This window comes from Mesorhizobium sp. M1D.F.Ca.ET.043.01.1.1 (assembly GCF_003952385.1).
Taxonomy (GTDB): Bacteria; Pseudomonadota; Alphaproteobacteria; order Rhizobiales; family Rhizobiaceae; genus Mesorhizobium.
On the sequence record NZ_CP034444.1, the window covers coordinates 3,073,157 to 3,088,830 of the forward strand.

Sequence of the window (15,674 nt, forward strand, 5' to 3'; positions counted from 1 at the left end):
GATGGCAAAGCTCGACACGATCACGCTTTCGGTGCTGCAGGCCGCCCTGCAGCAAGTCTGCGACGAGATGGACCTGACCTTCTCGCGCGCGGCTTTCTCGCCGGTCATCGCCGAGGCCAACGACCGCTCGGACGGAATCTATTCGGCGGTCGACGGCTCGCTGATCGCGCAGGGCAGCCAGGGCCTGCCGGTGTTCGTCGGCGTCATGCAATATTCGACCAGGACGGTGATCGAGATGATCGCCGACAGCCGCTGTCTCGCCCCGGAGCCGGGCGACATCTACATCGTCAACGATCCCTATCTCGGCGGCACGCATCTGATGGATGTGCGCTTCGTCATGCCGGTCTACCGGGCTGGTAAGATTTTCTGCTGGCTTTCCAACACCGGGCACTGGCCGGATATCGGCGGCTCGGTGCCGGGCGGCTTCTCGGCCTCGGCCACGGCGGTCGAGCAGGAAGGGCTGCGGCTGCCGCCGGTGAAACTGTTCAAGAAGGGCGCGCTCGATCCAGAGATCTACGCCATCATCTGCTCGAACATCCGCGTCGCCGACCAGCGCATTGGCGACATCCGCGCGCAGGCTGCGGCCCTGCTGATCGGTCAGGACAGGCTCAATGAAATCCTCGATCGTTACGGCGACGAAACCGTCGTCGAGGCCATTGCCGAGCTGCGGCGGCGAGCCGCCGAGCAGATGCGCGCCTCGATCGCGGTCATACCGGACGGGGTGTACCGCTCGCAGGCCTTCGTCGATTCCGACGGGGTGGTGAACGAGCCGCTGACCATCAATCTCGCCGTCGAGAAGAAGGGCGACACGCTGACCTTCGATTTCGCCGGCTCGTCAAAGCCTTGCGCCGGACCGATGAACAGCGTGCTGGCGACGACCCTGTCGTCGGTCTATCTCGCCATGCGCCACATCTTCCCCGAAGTGCCGATCAGCGCCGGCGCATTCGAGCCATTGAACGTCAAGCGGCCGGAGGGCACCTTCCTCGACGCGAAATACCCACGCCCCGTATCGGGCTGCGCGGCGGAGGTGTCGCAGCGCATCGCCGAGGCGGTGTTCGCGGCCATGGTGCAGGCGTTGCCGGAGAAGGTGACGGCGGCGCCCGCCGGCTCCAGCGGCAATTTCGCGCTCGGCGGCAACGATCCCGTGCGCGGCCGCGACTACGTCATGTACCAGATCTCCGGCGGCGGCTACGGCGGCAATGCCGGCCATGACGGCCTAAGCAATGGCTGCTCGACCATCGGCATTTCGAAATCGCCGCCGGTGGAGATCATGGAGCAGGCCTTTCCGGTGCTCTACCGGCATTATGCGCTGCGCGAAGGCTCCGGCGGCGCCGGCAGGCATCGCGGCGGCTTCGGGCTTGCCTATGAAGTGGAGATCCTGCGCGGCGAGGCGCGCGCATCCTTCGTCATGGATCACGGCCGCTTCGGGCCGCAAGGCGCGCAAGGCGGCAAGGACGGAGCGCCAAACAGCGTGACCGTGTTCCAGGGCGGCGAAGCGCATGTGCCGCCGCATCTTTCGAAGGAGCAGGACATCGCGCTCAAGGCCGGCGACCGCGTGCGTGTCGGCACACCTGGCGGCGGCGGTTATGGCGACCCGCGCCAGCGCGACCCGAAGCTGGTCGCCGAGGATGTCAGGCTCGGCTACTATACAGCCGAACAGGCCAAGGAGATGTTCGGGAGCGTTCCGACCGACTGATTAGGCCAGCTTCGCTAACAGCCGCAGGAAGGTCGCGGCCTCCTTGGCGGTCAGGGGCGCCAGTGTCTCCTCGGTGATGGTGCGGGCAAGCGGGATCAGCCGCTCGATCGCCTCGCGGCCTTCCGGTGTCAGGTTGACCAGCAGCCGCCTCTTGTCGACCTCGTGCTTGGAAAGTTCGACCAGGCCGCGCGCTTTCAGCCGGTCGATGACGCCTTTCACTGTCGCGGCATCCATGGCGATCAGCGTTCCCAACTGGTTCTGCGAGGTCTCGCCGATATCGTAGAGCTTGGCGAGGGCCGCGAATTGCGGCGGCGTCAGATCGCCGATGTGGGCGGCAAAGATCGAGACGTGGCGCTGATGCGCCTTGCGCAGGATGAAGCCGACCTGATCCTGCAGATGGTAATTGTTTTCATCCGGCTCTTCGGCCTCGACCAGCCGCAGCAGATTGTCCTCGCCGCTCATCGCAACCCATCCCATGCCTTGATGTCGCTTGCAGCAAGACCGCCCATCCGGTTGTGGACACGCGGACCGCAGGTCATGGCCAGGCAGAACAGGATCTCGTCCGGACGTGGCCCGTCGCTGATGCCGACCTCCATCGCGTCGAAATGGCTGCGCACATAGGCGGCGTTGATGTGGCCGAGCGGCACGTCGAGCCGCGAACCAAAGGCGCCGACCTTCTTGGCCGACGGCACGATCGCCTTGGCGTCGCCGAGCCGCTCGCGCATGGCGTAACCGCCCGGCACGTGCCATAGCGCGCCGTGCTCCAGTTCGCCCGCAGAGCCGACGATGGCGCCCTTGCCGTAGCCGTCGATCTTCTTCACGTCGCCGCCAAGTGCCGCAATCAGCTTGTCGGCCAACAGAAGGCCGAGCGGCTTCAGGTCATCCATCGCGCCCTGCAACTCCTCGACATAGCGGCCGGCGAAGGGGTTCTTGACCACGGCGAGAGCGGCGGCGCGCAGCCTTGGCTCCTTGGCCACGGGACCACCGTCGTGAAAAATCTCTTCGGTCAGGACCGCGATCTTGCGGATCGGGAATTCAGGCATGGGCAGTTTCCTTCGCTTTATGCTTGTTGGGCGCGGCGAGCGCCACCGAGCCACTGATGCGGGTCTCGCCGGCAAGGAACAGCGCCGAGGCGGCGATCAGGCCGCGCCGGCGAAAATCTTCGGCGACGGCAAGGCCGTTGTCCAGCGCCCGCGCCACCTCGCCGGATGCGAGCGCGCCGACGTCCTGCGTCACCGGCCGGTCGCCGAGATCGGTGTCGGGCGCCAGATCGCGCGCGGGCACGCGACGGATCGCGGGGTGTCCAGGCAGATCGACGGCGTTGGCGATGAGCGTTGCCGCAGCGTCGGCCTCGGCACCGGAGCGCGCTAGCACGGTCACCGCATCCGCTATGCCGAGCGAAAAGGAGCGGCCGCGCCAGCCGCTGGTCGCGACGCCGCGCACGCCGTCCTCGGCCAGGATGGTGATACGGTCGGCGAGGCCGTGCCCAGTGCCGGCGATCGCCAGCGTCATCGACTGCCCCTTGCCGAGATGGATGGCGCTGTCACCGCCATTGTTGACATAGGCGCGCTCCAGCCGGCGCCCGGCAAGCAATGCGGCAAGCATTTCGTCGGCTACCGAGCCGGCGACGGCTGCCATCGGCGTGATGAACCTTTCGGACAATGGCACAACCGCCGCCTCCATGCGCCGTGCCGTCGGGTCGGCGAATGCTCGTGGCTCCAATGATGCCGGGCGACGCAGTTCAGGAAGCTCCGCGACCAGCCCGTTCAAAACCGTCTGGAAGCGCGCGACGGCCTGCGCGTAGGCGGCACGGCATTCATCCGCAGCACCAAAGGCTTCGACGATCAGGTCGATCGGCCCATGGTTGAGATGAAGCCGCCTGCCGTCGGCAAGCCAATGCGCTTGCGGGCCGTTCATCATCCGGCCCCGTTCGCCGCGGCGCGCCGCAGCTGCGCCAGCGGCGGCCAGGGGTTGTTTACCGGTGCGCCAGCGCCACGGCGCGGATTGAGATACTCGCCGCCCTTGGCGAGGATATCCTCGACGCTGCGGATCTCGTTCTCGTAGCCGCCGAGCCGGATATAATCGTCGCGGCGCAGCGTGAACTCGATTGGCGCGACCAGCGCCGGCGTCGGCACATAACCGAAGGCGCCTTCGGGCACGCGGGTGACGTCGACCATCAGCGTGATGCCGCCGCCCGGCCAGACATAGACCGGCGCGCCGCCAACCGTGACATAGGTTTTCAAACCCTGCACCGAGCGGGTGAGATTCACAGGGTTTTCGGTGACGCCGGCGCGCAGCGAGCCGCCGGCGCCGCCGATGAACAGCACGGTGCACAGCGCCGGCTCACAATTGTCCTCGATCAGGCCGACGGACTTTTGGAGCCGCTCCGGAAACGGCTTCTCGACCGGCTTCAGCTGGTCGTCGAGCTCGTAATAGGCGAACTGCTCGCCCGTGGTCGACACCATCAGCAGCGACAGGCCGGGGCGCGCCCCCTTCTTGGCGTTCCAGTCGCCGAGGATCGACAACGGATCGGAAATCGTCGTGCCGCCCCAGCCGAGGCCGGGTTCCGACACCTTGAAATAGCGGCCTGGCGTCGAGCGGCGGCCGATGATCTTTATCCCCGTATCCTCCCAGCCCAGCACCTTGCCGGCCTGGTGCTCGGAGACGACGCCGGTGATGTGATCGTCGACCACCACCACCTCGTCGACGAGACCGCGCCATTGCGTGGCGAACATGCCGATGGTGGCCGAGCCGCAGCCGACGCGCATGCGGTGTTCGACCTTGCCGTCGATGACCGGCGCCTTGCCGGCCTCGACAACGATCGTCGCGCCGCCGTCGATGGTGAGCTCGACGGGCTTCCTGTTGCAAAGGTTGAGCAGCGCATCGCAGGTGGCGCGACCTTCAGCCTTGGAGCCGCCGGTCAGGTGATGGACGCCGCCAAGCGACAGCATCTGCGAGCCGTACTCGCCAGTAGTGACGTGGCCGATCGCCTCGCCTTCCGAGCGCACCGTCGCCGTCTCGTCGCCGATGTGGCGATCCGTGTCGATCTTCACCTTGACGCCGCAGTAGGAGAAGATGCCTTCGGTGACGACAGTGACGAGTTCGACGCCCTCGACCTCCTGGCTGACGATGAAGGGCGCCGGCTTGTAGTCCGGATAGGTGGTGCCGGCGCCGATCGCGGTGACAAAGCGGCGCCCGGTGTTGACCAGCTCGCCGTTCCAGGCCTCGCCCTCGGCAATGAAAGGCACGACCGCGCCGCCGGTCTCGGCGGCATGGTCGAGGATGGTCAGCGGGTCCATGCGCACGATGCGGCCGCCGACATTGCCGTAGCGGTCGCAGGCGCCGGTGCGGCCGTCGGCGATGTAGCACATGACCGGGCAGGCATCGCAGCGGATCTTCTCCGCCACCTGCTTCTCACCGGGATCGTGGGTTTCGAAACGCTCGGCAAGCTCGCTCATCGGCGCGCCTCCTTCTCGCGGATCGCCGCAAGGATGCGGCTCGGCGTCGCCGGCACCTTGGTGACCAGGACGCCGGTGGCATGGCGGATGGCATTGAGGATCGCCGGCGTCGTCGGGATCAGCACATGCTCGCCCAGGCCCTTGGCGCCGAATGGCCCCTCAGGATCCGGAACCTCGACGAGAATATGCTCGATCGGCGGCACGTCGCCGATGGTCGGAATGAGATAGTCGTGCAGGTTCTCGGTACGGCCGGGGATGTATTCCTCCATCAGCGCCATGCCGATGCCTTGCGCGATGCCACCCTCGATCTGGCCTTCGACCAGCACCGGGTTGATCGCCTTGCCGACATCATGCGCGGCGGTGATCTTGATCAGCTTCACGGTGCCGAGCCTGAGGTCGACCTCGAGCTCGGCGATCTGCGCGCCATAGCCATAGACGGCGTAGGGCTTGCCCTGGCCCTTGGCGTCGAGCGGCAGCGTCGGCGGGTCGTAGGTTTCTTCGGCGACGAAGAACAAGCCGTCGGCATCAGCCTTCAGGGTCGCGAGATCGATCAGCCGCGTCGCGTCGCCTTCCTGGATTGAGATGCTTGCGCCATCGAGCGCGATCGAAGCCCGGTCGGACACATTGGCAAAGCGCAGGATTTTCTCGCGCAGCGCGCGGCCGGCCTTCTCGGCGGCCTTGCCGGTGACAAAAGTCTGCCGTGAGGCGGATGTCTTGCCGGCATCGGGCGTGATGGCGGTGTCGGCGCTTTTCAGCCGGAATTTTTCAAGCGGCAGGCCAACCGCGTCGGCGCAGATCTGCGTGATGACGGTGTTCGAGCCCTGGCCGATGTCGACGGCGCCCTGGTGAAGGACGACGTCGCCGGAGGCCGAGATACCGACCTTGATGGTCGAGGGATTGGGCAGCGAGGTGTTGCCGCAGCCATACCAGCAGGAGGCGACGCCGACGCCGCGTTTGCTTGCCGTATGGGCCGCGTTGAAGGCCTCCGCATCCGCGAGCGCGCGCGCCCAGTGCGGCTGAAGCTGCTCCAGGCATTCGCCGATGCCGACGCCCGATTCCAGGCGCTGGCCGGTGACCGTTTCGGAACCGTTACGAAGACAGTTTTTCAGGCGGAAGTCGAGCCGATCCAGGCCGAGCTTGACGGCGAGATCGTCATAGAGCGTCTCCTGCATGATGGTCGCCTGCGGCACGCCGAAGCCGCGGAAGGCGCCGGAGATCGGGCCGTTGGTGTGGATGGCCCGGCCTTCTGCCCGATAGTTCGGTGTGACATAGGGGCCGGAGGCATGCACCGGCACGCGATTGGCGACGGTGGGGCCCCAGCTTGCGTAGGCGCCGGTGTTGAAATCGCCGGAGAACACCATGCCGGTGACGCGGCCCCCGGCGTCCGTGCCGATGGTTGCCTTCATCTCGGCCGGATGGCGCTTGGTGGTCGACATCATCGATTCGTTGCGCGTGTAGACGAGTGCCGCCGGCCGGCCCGTCTTCATCGCCACCAAGCCGATCAGCGGCTGCAGCGAGACATCGAGCTTGGAGCCGAAGCCGCCACCGGTGGCGGTCGGCACGATGCGCACCTTGTCGACGGGAAGGCCCAGCACCTTGGCCGTGTCGTCGCGGTCCATATAGGGCGCCTGCGTGCAGGCGACGACGACCAGCGTGCCGCCGTCCATGTAGGCATAGCCGGCTTCCGGCTCGATATAGGCGTGCTCGACGAAGGAGGTCTCGATGGCGCCGGACGCGGTGACGGCAGCGCCGGCAAGCGCGCCATCGGGATCGCCGCGCTCGACAAAGCCGGAGGTGAGCAGGTTCGCCGGCCGGTGCTGGTGGATGAGCTTGGCGCCGTCGGCCTTCGCGTCAGTGGGCTGGAGCACATGCGGCAGCGCCGTCCAGGCGACTGGAAAATCCGTCAGGTCGAGATCCAAGATCGCTTCGCGTTCGCCAGCCACCAGCGCCACCGCTTCGCCGCGAAAGCGTGCGAAGCCTTCGGCAAGCGCCGGCTGGTCGGCAAAGGGCCCGATGACGCCGAAGCAGTTCTTGCCCGGAATATCGGCGGCGGTGAAGACACCGGCGACGCCGGGGTGGGATTTGGCCCAGGTTTCGATTTCGCCGAAGCTGAAACGGGCATGGTGGTGCGGCGAGCGCACCACCAGCACGGCGAGCGCATCGGCCGGGAAGGAATCGCCACCGAATTTTTCGCCGCCGGTGATCTTCGGCACGCCATCGAGGCGGATCGGCGAGGCGCCGACGGCGCGGCCAATCGTCGGCATCCGATGATCAAGGCTGCCAACGTGACGCGATGCGTCCATGACCGCGGCGACGATCTTCCGGTAGCCGGTGCAGCGGCAAAGCACGCCGCCCAGCGCATCCTGCGTCTCGGCCTCGCTCGGTGTCGGGTTGCGTTCCAGAAGCGCGGTGCCCGCCACCAGCAGGCCCGGCGTGCAGATGCCGCACTGCGCGGCGCCATGCGCCAGGAACGAGGCCTGCAAGGCGGACAGCCTGCCATCGGCGAGGCCCTCGACCGTGGTGACACAAGCGCCGGACACCGAGGCCGCCGGCACCAGGCAGGCGCACACCGGCTCGCCGTCGACCAGCACGGTGCAGGCACCGCAATCGCCGGCATCGCAGCCGACCTTGGTGCCGGTGAGCCGCAACTCGTCGCGCAAAACCTGCGACAGCCGCCGCACCGGCGGCACCGATACATTGACGGCGGCACCGTTGACCTGGAAGGCGATGTCGGCGCGTTGCATGCCCGTGGACGGCCGGGCCTTGCCGATGTCGGGCCGCGCTTCGTTCATGCCGCCACCCTGCCGCTATCCTGGCCGAGGGCGGCACCCGCGGCGCGCACAATGAGCTCACGCGCGGCGTGCTCTCGGTATTCGGCGCTGCCGCGCACATCGCCGATCGGCGACAGTTCATCGATCGGCGCAGACAATATCGCGTCGTCAACCGCGGCGGTGATCGGCTGGCCGCGCAGGGCGGCCTCCACGCCGGCCAGACGGCGGGCAACCGCCGAGCAGGCGCCGACGGCGATAGCGGCATCCGCGACCACGCCGCCCTCGACCACCAGCCGAGCCGCGGCCATGACGATCGAGATGACGAGATAGCGCCGGGCGCCGAGCTTGACGAAGGCCGATGCGCCGACAGCCGAGCGCTTCGGCACGCGAATGGCCGTGACCATCTCGCCCGGCTGCAGCGCCGTGCGGCGATTGCCGAGGATGAACTCGCCGAGCGGCAAGTGGCGTGCGGCTTTGGCCGACCGCAGTTCGACATCGGCATCGAGCACCAGCAGCGCCGGCACGCCATCGGCGGCGGGCGAGGCGTTGCAGAGATTGCCGGCGACGGAGGCGACGTTCTGGATCTGGACGGAGCCGACTTCGCGCGCGGCCGCCTTCAGCGCGTCGAATGCCGCCGGCAGCGGCTGGCGCACGATGTCGGTCCAGGTCGTGCGGGCGCCGATCCGCCAGTGATCGGCCGTCTCGGCAATGCCGCGCAGCGCGGCGAGACCGTTGATGTCGAGGATGTTGTCGCGGAAAGGCTTCGCGCCCTGCGCCGGATAGAAATCCGTGCCGCCGGCGAGAATGCGCCAGCGATCCTCGCCGAGCAGAGCGAGCGCCTCGTCGACCATGGTGGGTTTCGCGTAACGGGTCACGCCTTGCCTTCCCGAAAAGGGGCCTTTCCGAGGGAATCTGCCGCCGTCCCAGTCAGGCAAATTCATTCGTATGCAAATGATATCAACTTCGCGGCGATTGTCAAAGCGAAGCCACCGGCCAGGCCTGTCACAAACAAGCCGCCACGGCTTTGTTATGCCTATGGAGGTTGACGCCGCCGGCCATCTGGTCAAGGTTCCGTGTCCGGTCTCGTCAACCGGAGCCCAAGCCGAGACAGAAGGGAGGCCGCATGGCCGACGAAGCGCTCATCGTCATCGACCTGCAGAACGATTTTTGCCCCGGCGGCGCGCTGGCTGTTGCCGGCGGCGATGAGATCGTGCCGCTGGTCAACGACCTGATCCGGCGGACCGACCATGTGATCCTGACGCAAGACTGGCATCCCGCCGGCCATTCGAGCTTCGCTTCCAGCCATCCCGGAAAGCAGCCTTTCGAGACCATCGAGATGCCCTACGGGCCTCAGACCCTCTGGCCGGACCACTGCATCCAAGGCAGCCTGGGCTCGGATTTCCATTCCGGGCTTGCCTGGACCAAGGCCGAGCTGGTGATCCGCAAGGGCTTTCGCACGGCGATCGACAGCTATTCGGCCTTCTTCGAAAACGACCATACGACGCCGACCGGGCTTGCCGGCTATCTCAAGGAACGCGGCATCGATACCGTCATCCTGGTCGGGCTCGCCACCGATTTCTGCGTCGCCTATTCGGCGCTCGACGCGGTCAAGCAGGGCTTCAAGGCGACCGTGCGGCTCGACGCCTGCCGCGGCATCGACCTCGGCGGCTCGCTCGACACGATGTTGAAACGTATGCGGGAAGCCGGCGTGACGCTCGAAGACCATTCGTCGGACTGACCCACCTGTGAGGCATCGAGGGGGCTTCACGATATCGGCGAAGGCGTTGGCGGCTGGCATGGCCGGCGCACTCCCGATCGCTTTTCCGCAGTCGGCTTTCGCCGCCGAGGCTCACGAACTGCCGGGCGCGGCGATGTCGTTGTGGTGGGCGCTGCCCTTTGCCGGCCTGCTGCTTTCGATCGCGACCGGACCGCTGCTGTTCCATCATGTCTGGGAACATCACTACGGCAAGATCGCCGCCGGCTGGGCTGCGCTGGTGGTGGCGCCGCTGGCGATCGGCTTCGGCATCCCGACCGCGGGCGAAGCGGTGCTGCACACACTGCTCACCGAATATATGTCCTTCATCATCCTGTTGTTCGCGCTCTACACGATTTCGGGTGGCATCCTGCTTGCCGGCAATATCCACGGCACGCCGCTGGTCAATGCCGGGCTGCTGCTTGTCGGCGCGCTCCTTGCCTCGGTCATCGGCACCACCGGCGCCTCGATGATCCTGATCCGGCCGATGCTGCGCGCCAACGACAACCGGCCGTTCAACGCCCATGTGGTGATCTTCTTCATCTTCCTGGTCTCCAACATCGGCGGCTCGCTGACGCCGCTCGGCGACCCGCCGCTGTTCGTCGGCTTCCTGCGCGGCGTCGACTTCTTCTGGACGACAGCCAATCTCTGGCGCGAGACGCTGTTCACCGGCGGGCTGGTACTCGTCATCTTCCTGGCGCTCGACATCGTCCTGCATCGCCGCGAAGGCGGCTTGCCGAAGATCAAGGACCCGACGCCGGACACGAAGGTGCGCCTGCGGGGCCTCGCCAACCTGCCGCTGCTCGCCGGCGTGATCGGCGCCATCCTGCTTTCCGCCGGCTGGAAGCCGGGCATCAGCATCCCGATCCTCGGCGTCGGCCTCGAACTGCAGAACCTGGTGCGCGACGCGATCATCCTGGCGCTGGCCTGGCTGTCGCTTCGCGTGTCCTACAAGAGCCACAGGCAAGCGAACGGCTTCAGCTGGGGGCCGATTGCCGAAGTGGCGAAATTGTTTGCCGGCATCTTCATCTGCATCGTGCCGGTCATCGCCATCCTTCGGGCCGGCCACGACGGCGCGCTGGCGCCGCTTGTGTCGCTCGTCACCTCCGCCGACGGCCAGCCGAACAATCTGGCCTATTTCTGGCTGACCGGAGCGCTGTCGTCCTTCCTCGACAACGCGCCGACCTATCTGGTGTTCTTCGAGCTTGCCGGCGGCGATGCAAAGCACCTGATGACCGAGGCCGCCTCGACGCTTGCCGCGATCTCGGCCGGGGCGGTGTTCATGGGCGCCAACACCTATATCGGCAATGCGCCGAACTTCATGGTCTTTGCCATCGCCAGGCATCGCGGCTTCAAGATGCCCGGCTTCTTCGGCTACATGGCGTGGTCGGGCCTGGTGCTGATCCCGACCTTTTTGATTGCGGGATTCCTGTTCTTCAGGTGAGCCGGGAAACCACCACCGGGTCGCTCTGTTCGCGTGATCGCCGCCATCGGCCTCGAAGCTGGTGGGCCGCCGCCATCGGGGCGGCTGCGTATGCGCGGTTGGCAATTTCTGCTATGAGCGAGGCGAGAGTCCGCGATCAGGTTCGTTTCAGAGCCGAACCGAGTAAATGCTTATCGAAAACACGCCATTCCCGGGGCAACAATGACCATCGAGAAGCTGCCCTATCTGTCGGCCGATTTTCTGGATGGCTTGGAGATTTCGACATCCGACGTGGTTGACGAAATCGAGCGCCAGATCATCGGTCAGAGGCAGGGCGAGGTCTGGTGCGCGCCGAAGGCGGTGGTGCTGCCGGGCGACGACCGCTACATCATGGCGACTCTCGGGGTGGCGACCGAGCCCCCGGTGCTGGCGACCAAATCGCTGGTGGTCAACCCCCGAAACCCCGAGCGGGGACTTGCAACCCTCAACTCAATCGTCACCCTTCTCGACGGCGAAACGGGGCTGCCGCTTGCCGTGGTCGACGGCAATTGGGTGACCGCGAAGCGCACGGCCGGTCTAAGCTGCGTGGCGGCGAGGCGTCTGGCTCGGGACGGTTCGACAAGCGTCGCGTTCATCGGATGCGGCGTTCAGGCGCGCGGCCATCTCGAGGCGCTGGCTGACCTTTTTCCGCTGCAGGAGATTCGCGCCTTCAGTCGGGGCAAAAGCAGCCGCGACGCACTGTGTCGGATGGCCGAGGCGCGTGGCCTCACCGCGGTGCCGAGCGATACCGCCAAAGCGGCGGTCGAGTCGGCCGACATCGTGGTGACGACGGTCACTCTGGTGCCCGAGCCGGTTCCATTTCTGGATGCGCGTTGGCTGAAGGCAGGAGTTTTTGCCACCATGACCGATCTGGCCCTGCCCTGGTTCCCTGACACCATGGCCAGCTTCGATCGCATCGTCATCGACGACTTGGTGCAAGAGGCGCAGATGAGCAGACCGATGGTCAGGCCCGAACGCGTTGCCGGCGACTTGACGGGTCTGGTCAGCGGCGACGTGTCCGGTCGTCAAAGCCCGAGTGAGCGAACTGCTTTCGTGTTCCGTGGCATGGCGGTCGGCGATCTCGCAATAGCCGGCCTGGCATTTGTGCGCGCGAAAGCGACCGGCGCCCTGGACAACTAGTGCGTTTCACCGTTTCACTGAAACGGCGAAACGCCCTATCTCCTTGTTTTTGCGCAATTCCGGACGGAAAACCGCTCACACTTTTCCTGGAATTGCTCTCGACTCAAAATCCGGGGCCTGCCTCAACCCACTCCCACATACCGCCGCACCGCCGATGGATCGGCGCGCAAGGCCTCGACATCGACCGTCTCGCGGTTGCGGCCGTTCTCGATGAATGAGACGCGGTCGGCGACCGAGAGCACGGCATCGACGCGCTGCTCGACCAGGATCGTCGAGACGCCGAGATCGCGCAGCTTCGCCACCGTTTCGCGGATCTTTGCGATCATCGACGGCATCAGCCCTTCGGTCGGCTCGTCGAGCAACAGCACCTGCGGCTCCAGGCAGAGCGCGCGCGCCATGGCCAGCATCTGCTGCTCGCCGCCGGAGAGCGTGCCGGAGCGCTGCTTCAGCCGCTCGCGCAGCAGCGGGAAAAGATCGAGGACTCTCTCACGCGTCGCCTTGCCCTTGCCGCGGGCCATCAGGCCGATCTCGATGTTCTCCGCCACCGTCATCTCGGCAAACAGCCGCCTGCCCTGCGGCACATAGGCGACGCCCGCCCTCGGCACGTCATGCGCGGCGAGCCCGGTCAATTCCGTGCCGTCCAGCCTGATCGAGCCCGCCGTGGCCGGAACCAGCCCCATGATCGCCTTCAGCGTCGTCGTCTTGCCGGCGCCGTTGCGGCCGAACAGGCAAAGCACCTCGCCCTTGTCGAGCGTGAGGTCGAGGCCGTAGAGCACCTGCACCTCGCCATAGAAGCAGTCGAGGCCGGAAATGGTGAGCGCCTCAGCCATGGGTCGCTCCGAGATAGGCGTCCTGCACTTGCGTGTCGGCGCGGATCTGCTCCGGCGTGCCCTCGGCGAGGATCTTTCCCGAATTGAAGACGGTGATGCGGTCGGCGAGTTGCATGACCACCGGCATGTTGTGCTCGATCAAAAGCACGGTGGCGCTTTTGGCGATCTCGCGCACCAGCGTGATGAAATTGTCGATCTCGCTGTCGGCCAGGCCTTGCGTCGGCTCATCGAGAATCAAGAGGCGCGGCCTGAGCGCCAGGCCCATCGCGACTTCCAGCAGGCGCTGGTGGCCGTAGGACAAATGCCCGGCCAGCGTGCCGGCGCGGTCGGCGAGGCCGGTGCGGTCCAGCGCCTCCATGACGCCGCTCCTCACCTGGCCCTTCGAGCGGCCGTCGGTCAGCGTGCGCTGCACCGGCAGGGCGACGTTGTCGAATGCCGTCAGATTGGCGAAGACGCTGGTGATCTGGAAGGTGTAGGCGACGCCGAGGCGAACCCTTTTGTAAGCCGGCATGGTCGTGATGTCGGCGCCGTCGAAGACGATCATGCCGGAGGACGGGCGGATGCGGCCCGAGAGCAGGCTGACGAAGGTGGTCTTGCCGGCGCCGTTGGGACCGATGATGGCGCGGATCTCGCCCGGGATCAGCGCGAAGTCGACGCCGTCGACGGCGCGCAGGCCGCCGAAATGGCGCGACAAGCCCTTGGTGGTGAGCAGCGGCATCACGGCAGCCACCCCAGCCAGCGCTGACGGATGGAGCCCAGAACGCCCTTCGGGGCGAACAGCACCAGCAGGATCAACGCGACGCCGACGATCAGCAGATAGGCGGATGTGAAGCCGCTGGTGATGTCGGTGACATAATACATGAACAGCGTGCCGATGAGCGGTCCGAGCGTCGTCGCGGCGCCGCCGAGCAGCACCCACAGCAACGGCAGGATCGAATACTGCACCGAGGCGAAGCTGGAACCGATATAGCCGAACAGCAGCGCATAGGCAGCACCGGACGCGGCGCAGATGGCGCCGGAGATAACGACCGCGGCGAGCTTGTTGGCGACCGTGTCATAGCCCAGCATCTTGGTGCGTTCCTCGTTCTCGCGAATGGCGACAAGAACGCGACCGAAGCGGGAGCGAACGATGGCCAGCGTGGCGAGCAGCACGACCGAGAACAGCGCCAGCGCGCTCATGTAGCGGACGGTAGGGCTTGTCAGGTCGAGCGAAGCGCCGCCGATGGTGATCACCCGCGACGCCTGCTGGATGACAAGGCCCTGGTCGCCGCCGGTCCAGGCGGCGAAATAGAGGATGAGCAGATAGAAGACCTGCGCGAACATCATGGTGACGATCATGAACGCCACACCCGAGGTGCGCAGCGCTAGCAGTCCGATGACCAAGGCGAGCGCCGCGCCGCAGACGATGCCGGCAATGAAGGCCTCCGGCATGCCCCAGCCGAGATGATAGACCGTCAGCCCGGCGCCGTAGAGACCGGCGGAGAAGAACATGGCGTGGCCGAGGCTGAGCAGGCCGACATAGCCGAAGAGCAGATTGTAGCCCATGGCGAAGACGGCCAGCGCCATGATGCGCGCGAAGAGGCCCTGGTGATAGTCGGGCAGGACGAAGTTCAGCGCGAACAGCAGCGCGATGACGCCGACATGCAGGGCGTAGATTTTTGCCGGCGAAGCATTCCTCATCGCTGGACGGTCCCGAACAGGCCCTGCGGCCGGAACACAAGAACCATGGCGACGACCAGCGTGGCGATGATCTTGGCCAGCGTCGGCGAGAAGAACACCGAGACGATGCCGTCGGAGAGGCCGATCAATATGGCGGCGACCACGGTGCCGCGCAGCGAGCCGAGGCCGCCGATGATGACGACGATAAAGGACAACAGCAGCGGGTCCTGCCCCATTAGGTAGTGGGCCTGGCTGATCGGCACGATCAGCACCGCGGCGATCGCCGCCAGCATGGCGCCGATAGCGAAGACGCCGGCATAGACGCGCTCGACCGGAATGCCGAAGGCCTGCGCCGTCTCGCGGTCATACTGGGTGGCGCGCATGATCAGGCCGATCCTGGTGCGCGTCAGCACCAGCCATGTGAGCAGGAGCAGAACCGCTGAGGCCGCAACCACCGAGAGCTTGTAGCCCGAATAGCCGAACCAGGGCAGAAGGATGCGGTAGCTGAAGGGCGGCTCGACCGGGCGCGCCTCAGGCCCGTAGAAAGTGAGCGCCAGCTGCTGGATGATGTAGAGCATGCCGATGGTGGCGACGATGGTGCTTTCGGGATTGTAGTTCAGCCGGCGCAGCACCAGCCATTCGGCGAGAAACGCCACCAGCCCGACCAGCAAGGGCGCGATCACGAGTGCTGCGACGAAGCCGACCGCCGGATGGCCGGAAATCGCCGTCGAGACCGCCCAGGCGAGCACCGCGCCCAGCATGAAGAATTCGCCATGGGCGACATTGACGATGCGCATGACGCCGAAGACCAGCGACAGGCCAAGCGCCGTCAGCGCCAGCACGGCGGAGGTGACGAGGCCTTCCAGGGCAGCGAGGAGGAAGTGGGGTCCGAAGTGCATTCAGGG

At 66.3% G+C, this 15,674-nt stretch carries 14 protein-coding genes; 4 read left to right on the forward strand and 10 right to left on the reverse strand.

The features are described 5' to 3' along the window. Nucleotide 1: 1 nt before the first annotated feature. Entirely contained in the window at nucleotides 2-1,696 is a 1,695-nt protein-coding gene (locus EJ067_RS14860; protein ID WP_126086406.1) for a hydantoinase B/oxoprolinase family protein, read from the forward strand. Here EJ067_RS14860 and EJ067_RS14865 read toward each other — a convergent pair whose 3' ends face one another. From EJ067_RS14865 to EJ067_RS14890, 6 genes are read right to left on the reverse strand one after another with little or no spacing between them, the layout of a single operon-like run. Further along, the gene (locus EJ067_RS14865) at nucleotides 1,697-2,158 is read right to left on the reverse strand and encodes a MarR family transcriptional regulator (RefSeq protein WP_126086407.1); all 462 of its coding nucleotides are present in this window, start codon (nucleotides 2,156-2,158) and stop codon (nucleotides 1,697-1,699) included. Further along, a complete protein-coding gene (locus EJ067_RS14870; protein WP_126086408.1) occupies nucleotides 2,155-2,739 on the reverse strand; it encodes an amino acid synthesis family protein in 585 nt (194 codons plus the stop codon). Before EJ067_RS14870 ends, EJ067_RS14865 begins: the two co-directional genes overlap by 4 nt. After that, nucleotides 2,732-3,613, reverse strand: coding sequence for a UPF0280 family protein (locus tag EJ067_RS14875; protein ID WP_126086409.1), 882 nt, complete (start codon nucleotides 3,611-3,613; stop codon nucleotides 2,732-2,734). The genes EJ067_RS14870 and EJ067_RS14875 overlap by 8 nt, the downstream gene beginning before the upstream one ends. Further along, nucleotides 3,613-5,154 (reverse strand): 6-hydroxynicotinate reductase, encoded by a 1,542-nt coding sequence (locus EJ067_RS14880; RefSeq protein WP_126086410.1) that lies wholly within the window; start codon nucleotides 5,152-5,154, stop codon nucleotides 3,613-3,615. The genes EJ067_RS14875 and EJ067_RS14880 overlap by 1 nt, the downstream gene beginning before the upstream one ends. Further along, complete coding sequence (locus EJ067_RS14885) at nucleotides 5,151-7,946, reverse strand: molybdopterin-dependent oxidoreductase (RefSeq protein ID WP_126086411.1); 2,796 nt, start codon at nucleotides 7,944-7,946, stop codon at nucleotides 5,151-5,153. The genes EJ067_RS14880 and EJ067_RS14885 overlap by 4 nt, the downstream gene beginning before the upstream one ends. After that, complete coding sequence (locus tag EJ067_RS14890) at nucleotides 7,943-8,800, reverse strand: xanthine dehydrogenase family protein subunit M (protein ID WP_126086412.1); 858 nt, start codon at nucleotides 8,798-8,800, stop codon at nucleotides 7,943-7,945. Before EJ067_RS14890 ends, EJ067_RS14885 begins: the two co-directional genes overlap by 4 nt. A 248-nt stretch (nucleotides 8,801-9,048) precedes the next feature. Here EJ067_RS14890 and pncA point away from each other — a divergent pair, with 248 nt between their 5' ends. From pncA to EJ067_RS14905, 3 genes are all read left to right on the forward strand, one after another. Next, complete coding sequence (pncA, locus tag EJ067_RS14895; protein ID WP_126086413.1) at nucleotides 9,049-9,663, forward strand: bifunctional nicotinamidase/pyrazinamidase; 615 nt, start codon at nucleotides 9,049-9,051, stop codon at nucleotides 9,661-9,663. A gap of 58 nt (nucleotides 9,664-9,721) precedes the next feature. Beyond that, nucleotides 9,722-11,122, forward strand: coding sequence for a sodium:proton antiporter (locus EJ067_RS14900; RefSeq protein WP_126086414.1), 1,401 nt, complete (start codon nucleotides 9,722-9,724; stop codon nucleotides 11,120-11,122). Nucleotides 11,123-11,323: 201 nt separating this feature from the next. Beyond that, the gene (locus tag EJ067_RS14905; protein ID WP_126086415.1) at nucleotides 11,324-12,280 is read left to right on the forward strand and encodes an ornithine cyclodeaminase family protein; all 957 of its coding nucleotides are present in this window, start codon (nucleotides 11,324-11,326) and stop codon (nucleotides 12,278-12,280) included. Between the two features lie 122 nt (nucleotides 12,281-12,402). On the opposite strand, the gene EJ067_RS14910 is transcribed toward EJ067_RS14905, so the two are convergent. The 4 genes from EJ067_RS14910 to EJ067_RS14925 are packed head-to-tail and all read right to left on the reverse strand — an operon-like array spanning nucleotide 12,403 to nucleotide 15,668. After that, on the reverse strand, nucleotides 12,403-13,110 hold the full coding sequence (locus tag EJ067_RS14910; protein ID WP_126086416.1) for an ABC transporter ATP-binding protein: 708 nt from the start codon (nucleotides 13,108-13,110) through the stop codon (nucleotides 12,403-12,405). Then, complete coding sequence (locus EJ067_RS14915) at nucleotides 13,103-13,831, reverse strand: ABC transporter ATP-binding protein (protein ID WP_126086417.1); 729 nt, start codon at nucleotides 13,829-13,831, stop codon at nucleotides 13,103-13,105. Before EJ067_RS14915 ends, EJ067_RS14910 begins: the two co-directional genes overlap by 8 nt. Beyond that, entirely contained in the window at nucleotides 13,828-14,790 is a 963-nt protein-coding gene (locus EJ067_RS14920; RefSeq protein WP_126086418.1) for a branched-chain amino acid ABC transporter permease, read from the reverse strand. The genes EJ067_RS14915 and EJ067_RS14920 overlap by 4 nt, the downstream gene beginning before the upstream one ends. Continuing rightward, a complete protein-coding gene (locus EJ067_RS14925; RefSeq protein ID WP_126086419.1) occupies nucleotides 14,787-15,668 on the reverse strand; it encodes a branched-chain amino acid ABC transporter permease in 882 nt (293 codons plus the stop codon). The genes EJ067_RS14920 and EJ067_RS14925 overlap by 4 nt, the downstream gene beginning before the upstream one ends. Nucleotides 15,669-15,674 lie beyond the last annotated feature (6 nt).

Excerpts from the sequence above, each read along its gene's own strand:
- EJ067_RS14860 (WP_126086406.1), top strand. The coding sequence starts at position 2 with ATGGCAAAGCTCGACACGATCACGCTTTCGGTGCTGCAGGCCGCCCTG.
- EJ067_RS14865 (WP_126086407.1), bottom strand. The coding sequence starts at position 2,158 with ATGAGCGGCGAGGACAATCTGCTGCGGCTGGTCGAGGCCGAAGAGCCG.
- EJ067_RS14870 (WP_126086408.1), bottom strand. The coding sequence starts at position 2,739 with ATGCCTGAATTCCCGATCCGCAAGATCGCGGTCCTGACCGAAGAGATT.
- EJ067_RS14875 (WP_126086409.1), bottom strand. The coding sequence starts at position 3,613 with ATGAACGGCCCGCAAGCGCATTGGCTTGCCGACGGCAGGCGGCTTCAT.
- EJ067_RS14880 (WP_126086410.1), bottom strand. The coding sequence starts at position 5,154 with ATGAGCGAGCTTGCCGAGCGTTTCGAAACCCACGATCCCGGTGAGAAG.
- EJ067_RS14885 (WP_126086411.1), bottom strand. The coding sequence starts at position 7,946 with ATGAACGAAGCGCGGCCCGACATCGGCAAGGCCCGGCCGTCCACGGGC.
- pncA (WP_126086413.1), top strand. The coding sequence starts at position 9,049 with ATGGCCGACGAAGCGCTCATCGTCATCGACCTGCAGAACGATTTTTGC.
- EJ067_RS14900 (WP_126086414.1), top strand. The coding sequence starts at position 9,722 with ATGGCCGGCGCACTCCCGATCGCTTTTCCGCAGTCGGCTTTCGCCGCC.
- EJ067_RS14905 (WP_126086415.1), top strand. The coding sequence starts at position 11,324 with ATGACCATCGAGAAGCTGCCCTATCTGTCGGCCGATTTTCTGGATGGC.
- EJ067_RS14910 (WP_126086416.1), bottom strand. The coding sequence starts at position 13,110 with ATGGCTGAGGCGCTCACCATTTCCGGCCTCGACTGCTTCTATGGCGAG.
- EJ067_RS14920 (WP_126086418.1), bottom strand. The coding sequence starts at position 14,790 with ATGAGGAATGCTTCGCCGGCAAAAATCTACGCCCTGCATGTCGGCGTC.
- EJ067_RS14925 (WP_126086419.1), bottom strand. The coding sequence starts at position 15,668 with ATGCACTTCGGACCCCACTTCCTCCTCGCTGCCCTGGAAGGCCTCGTC.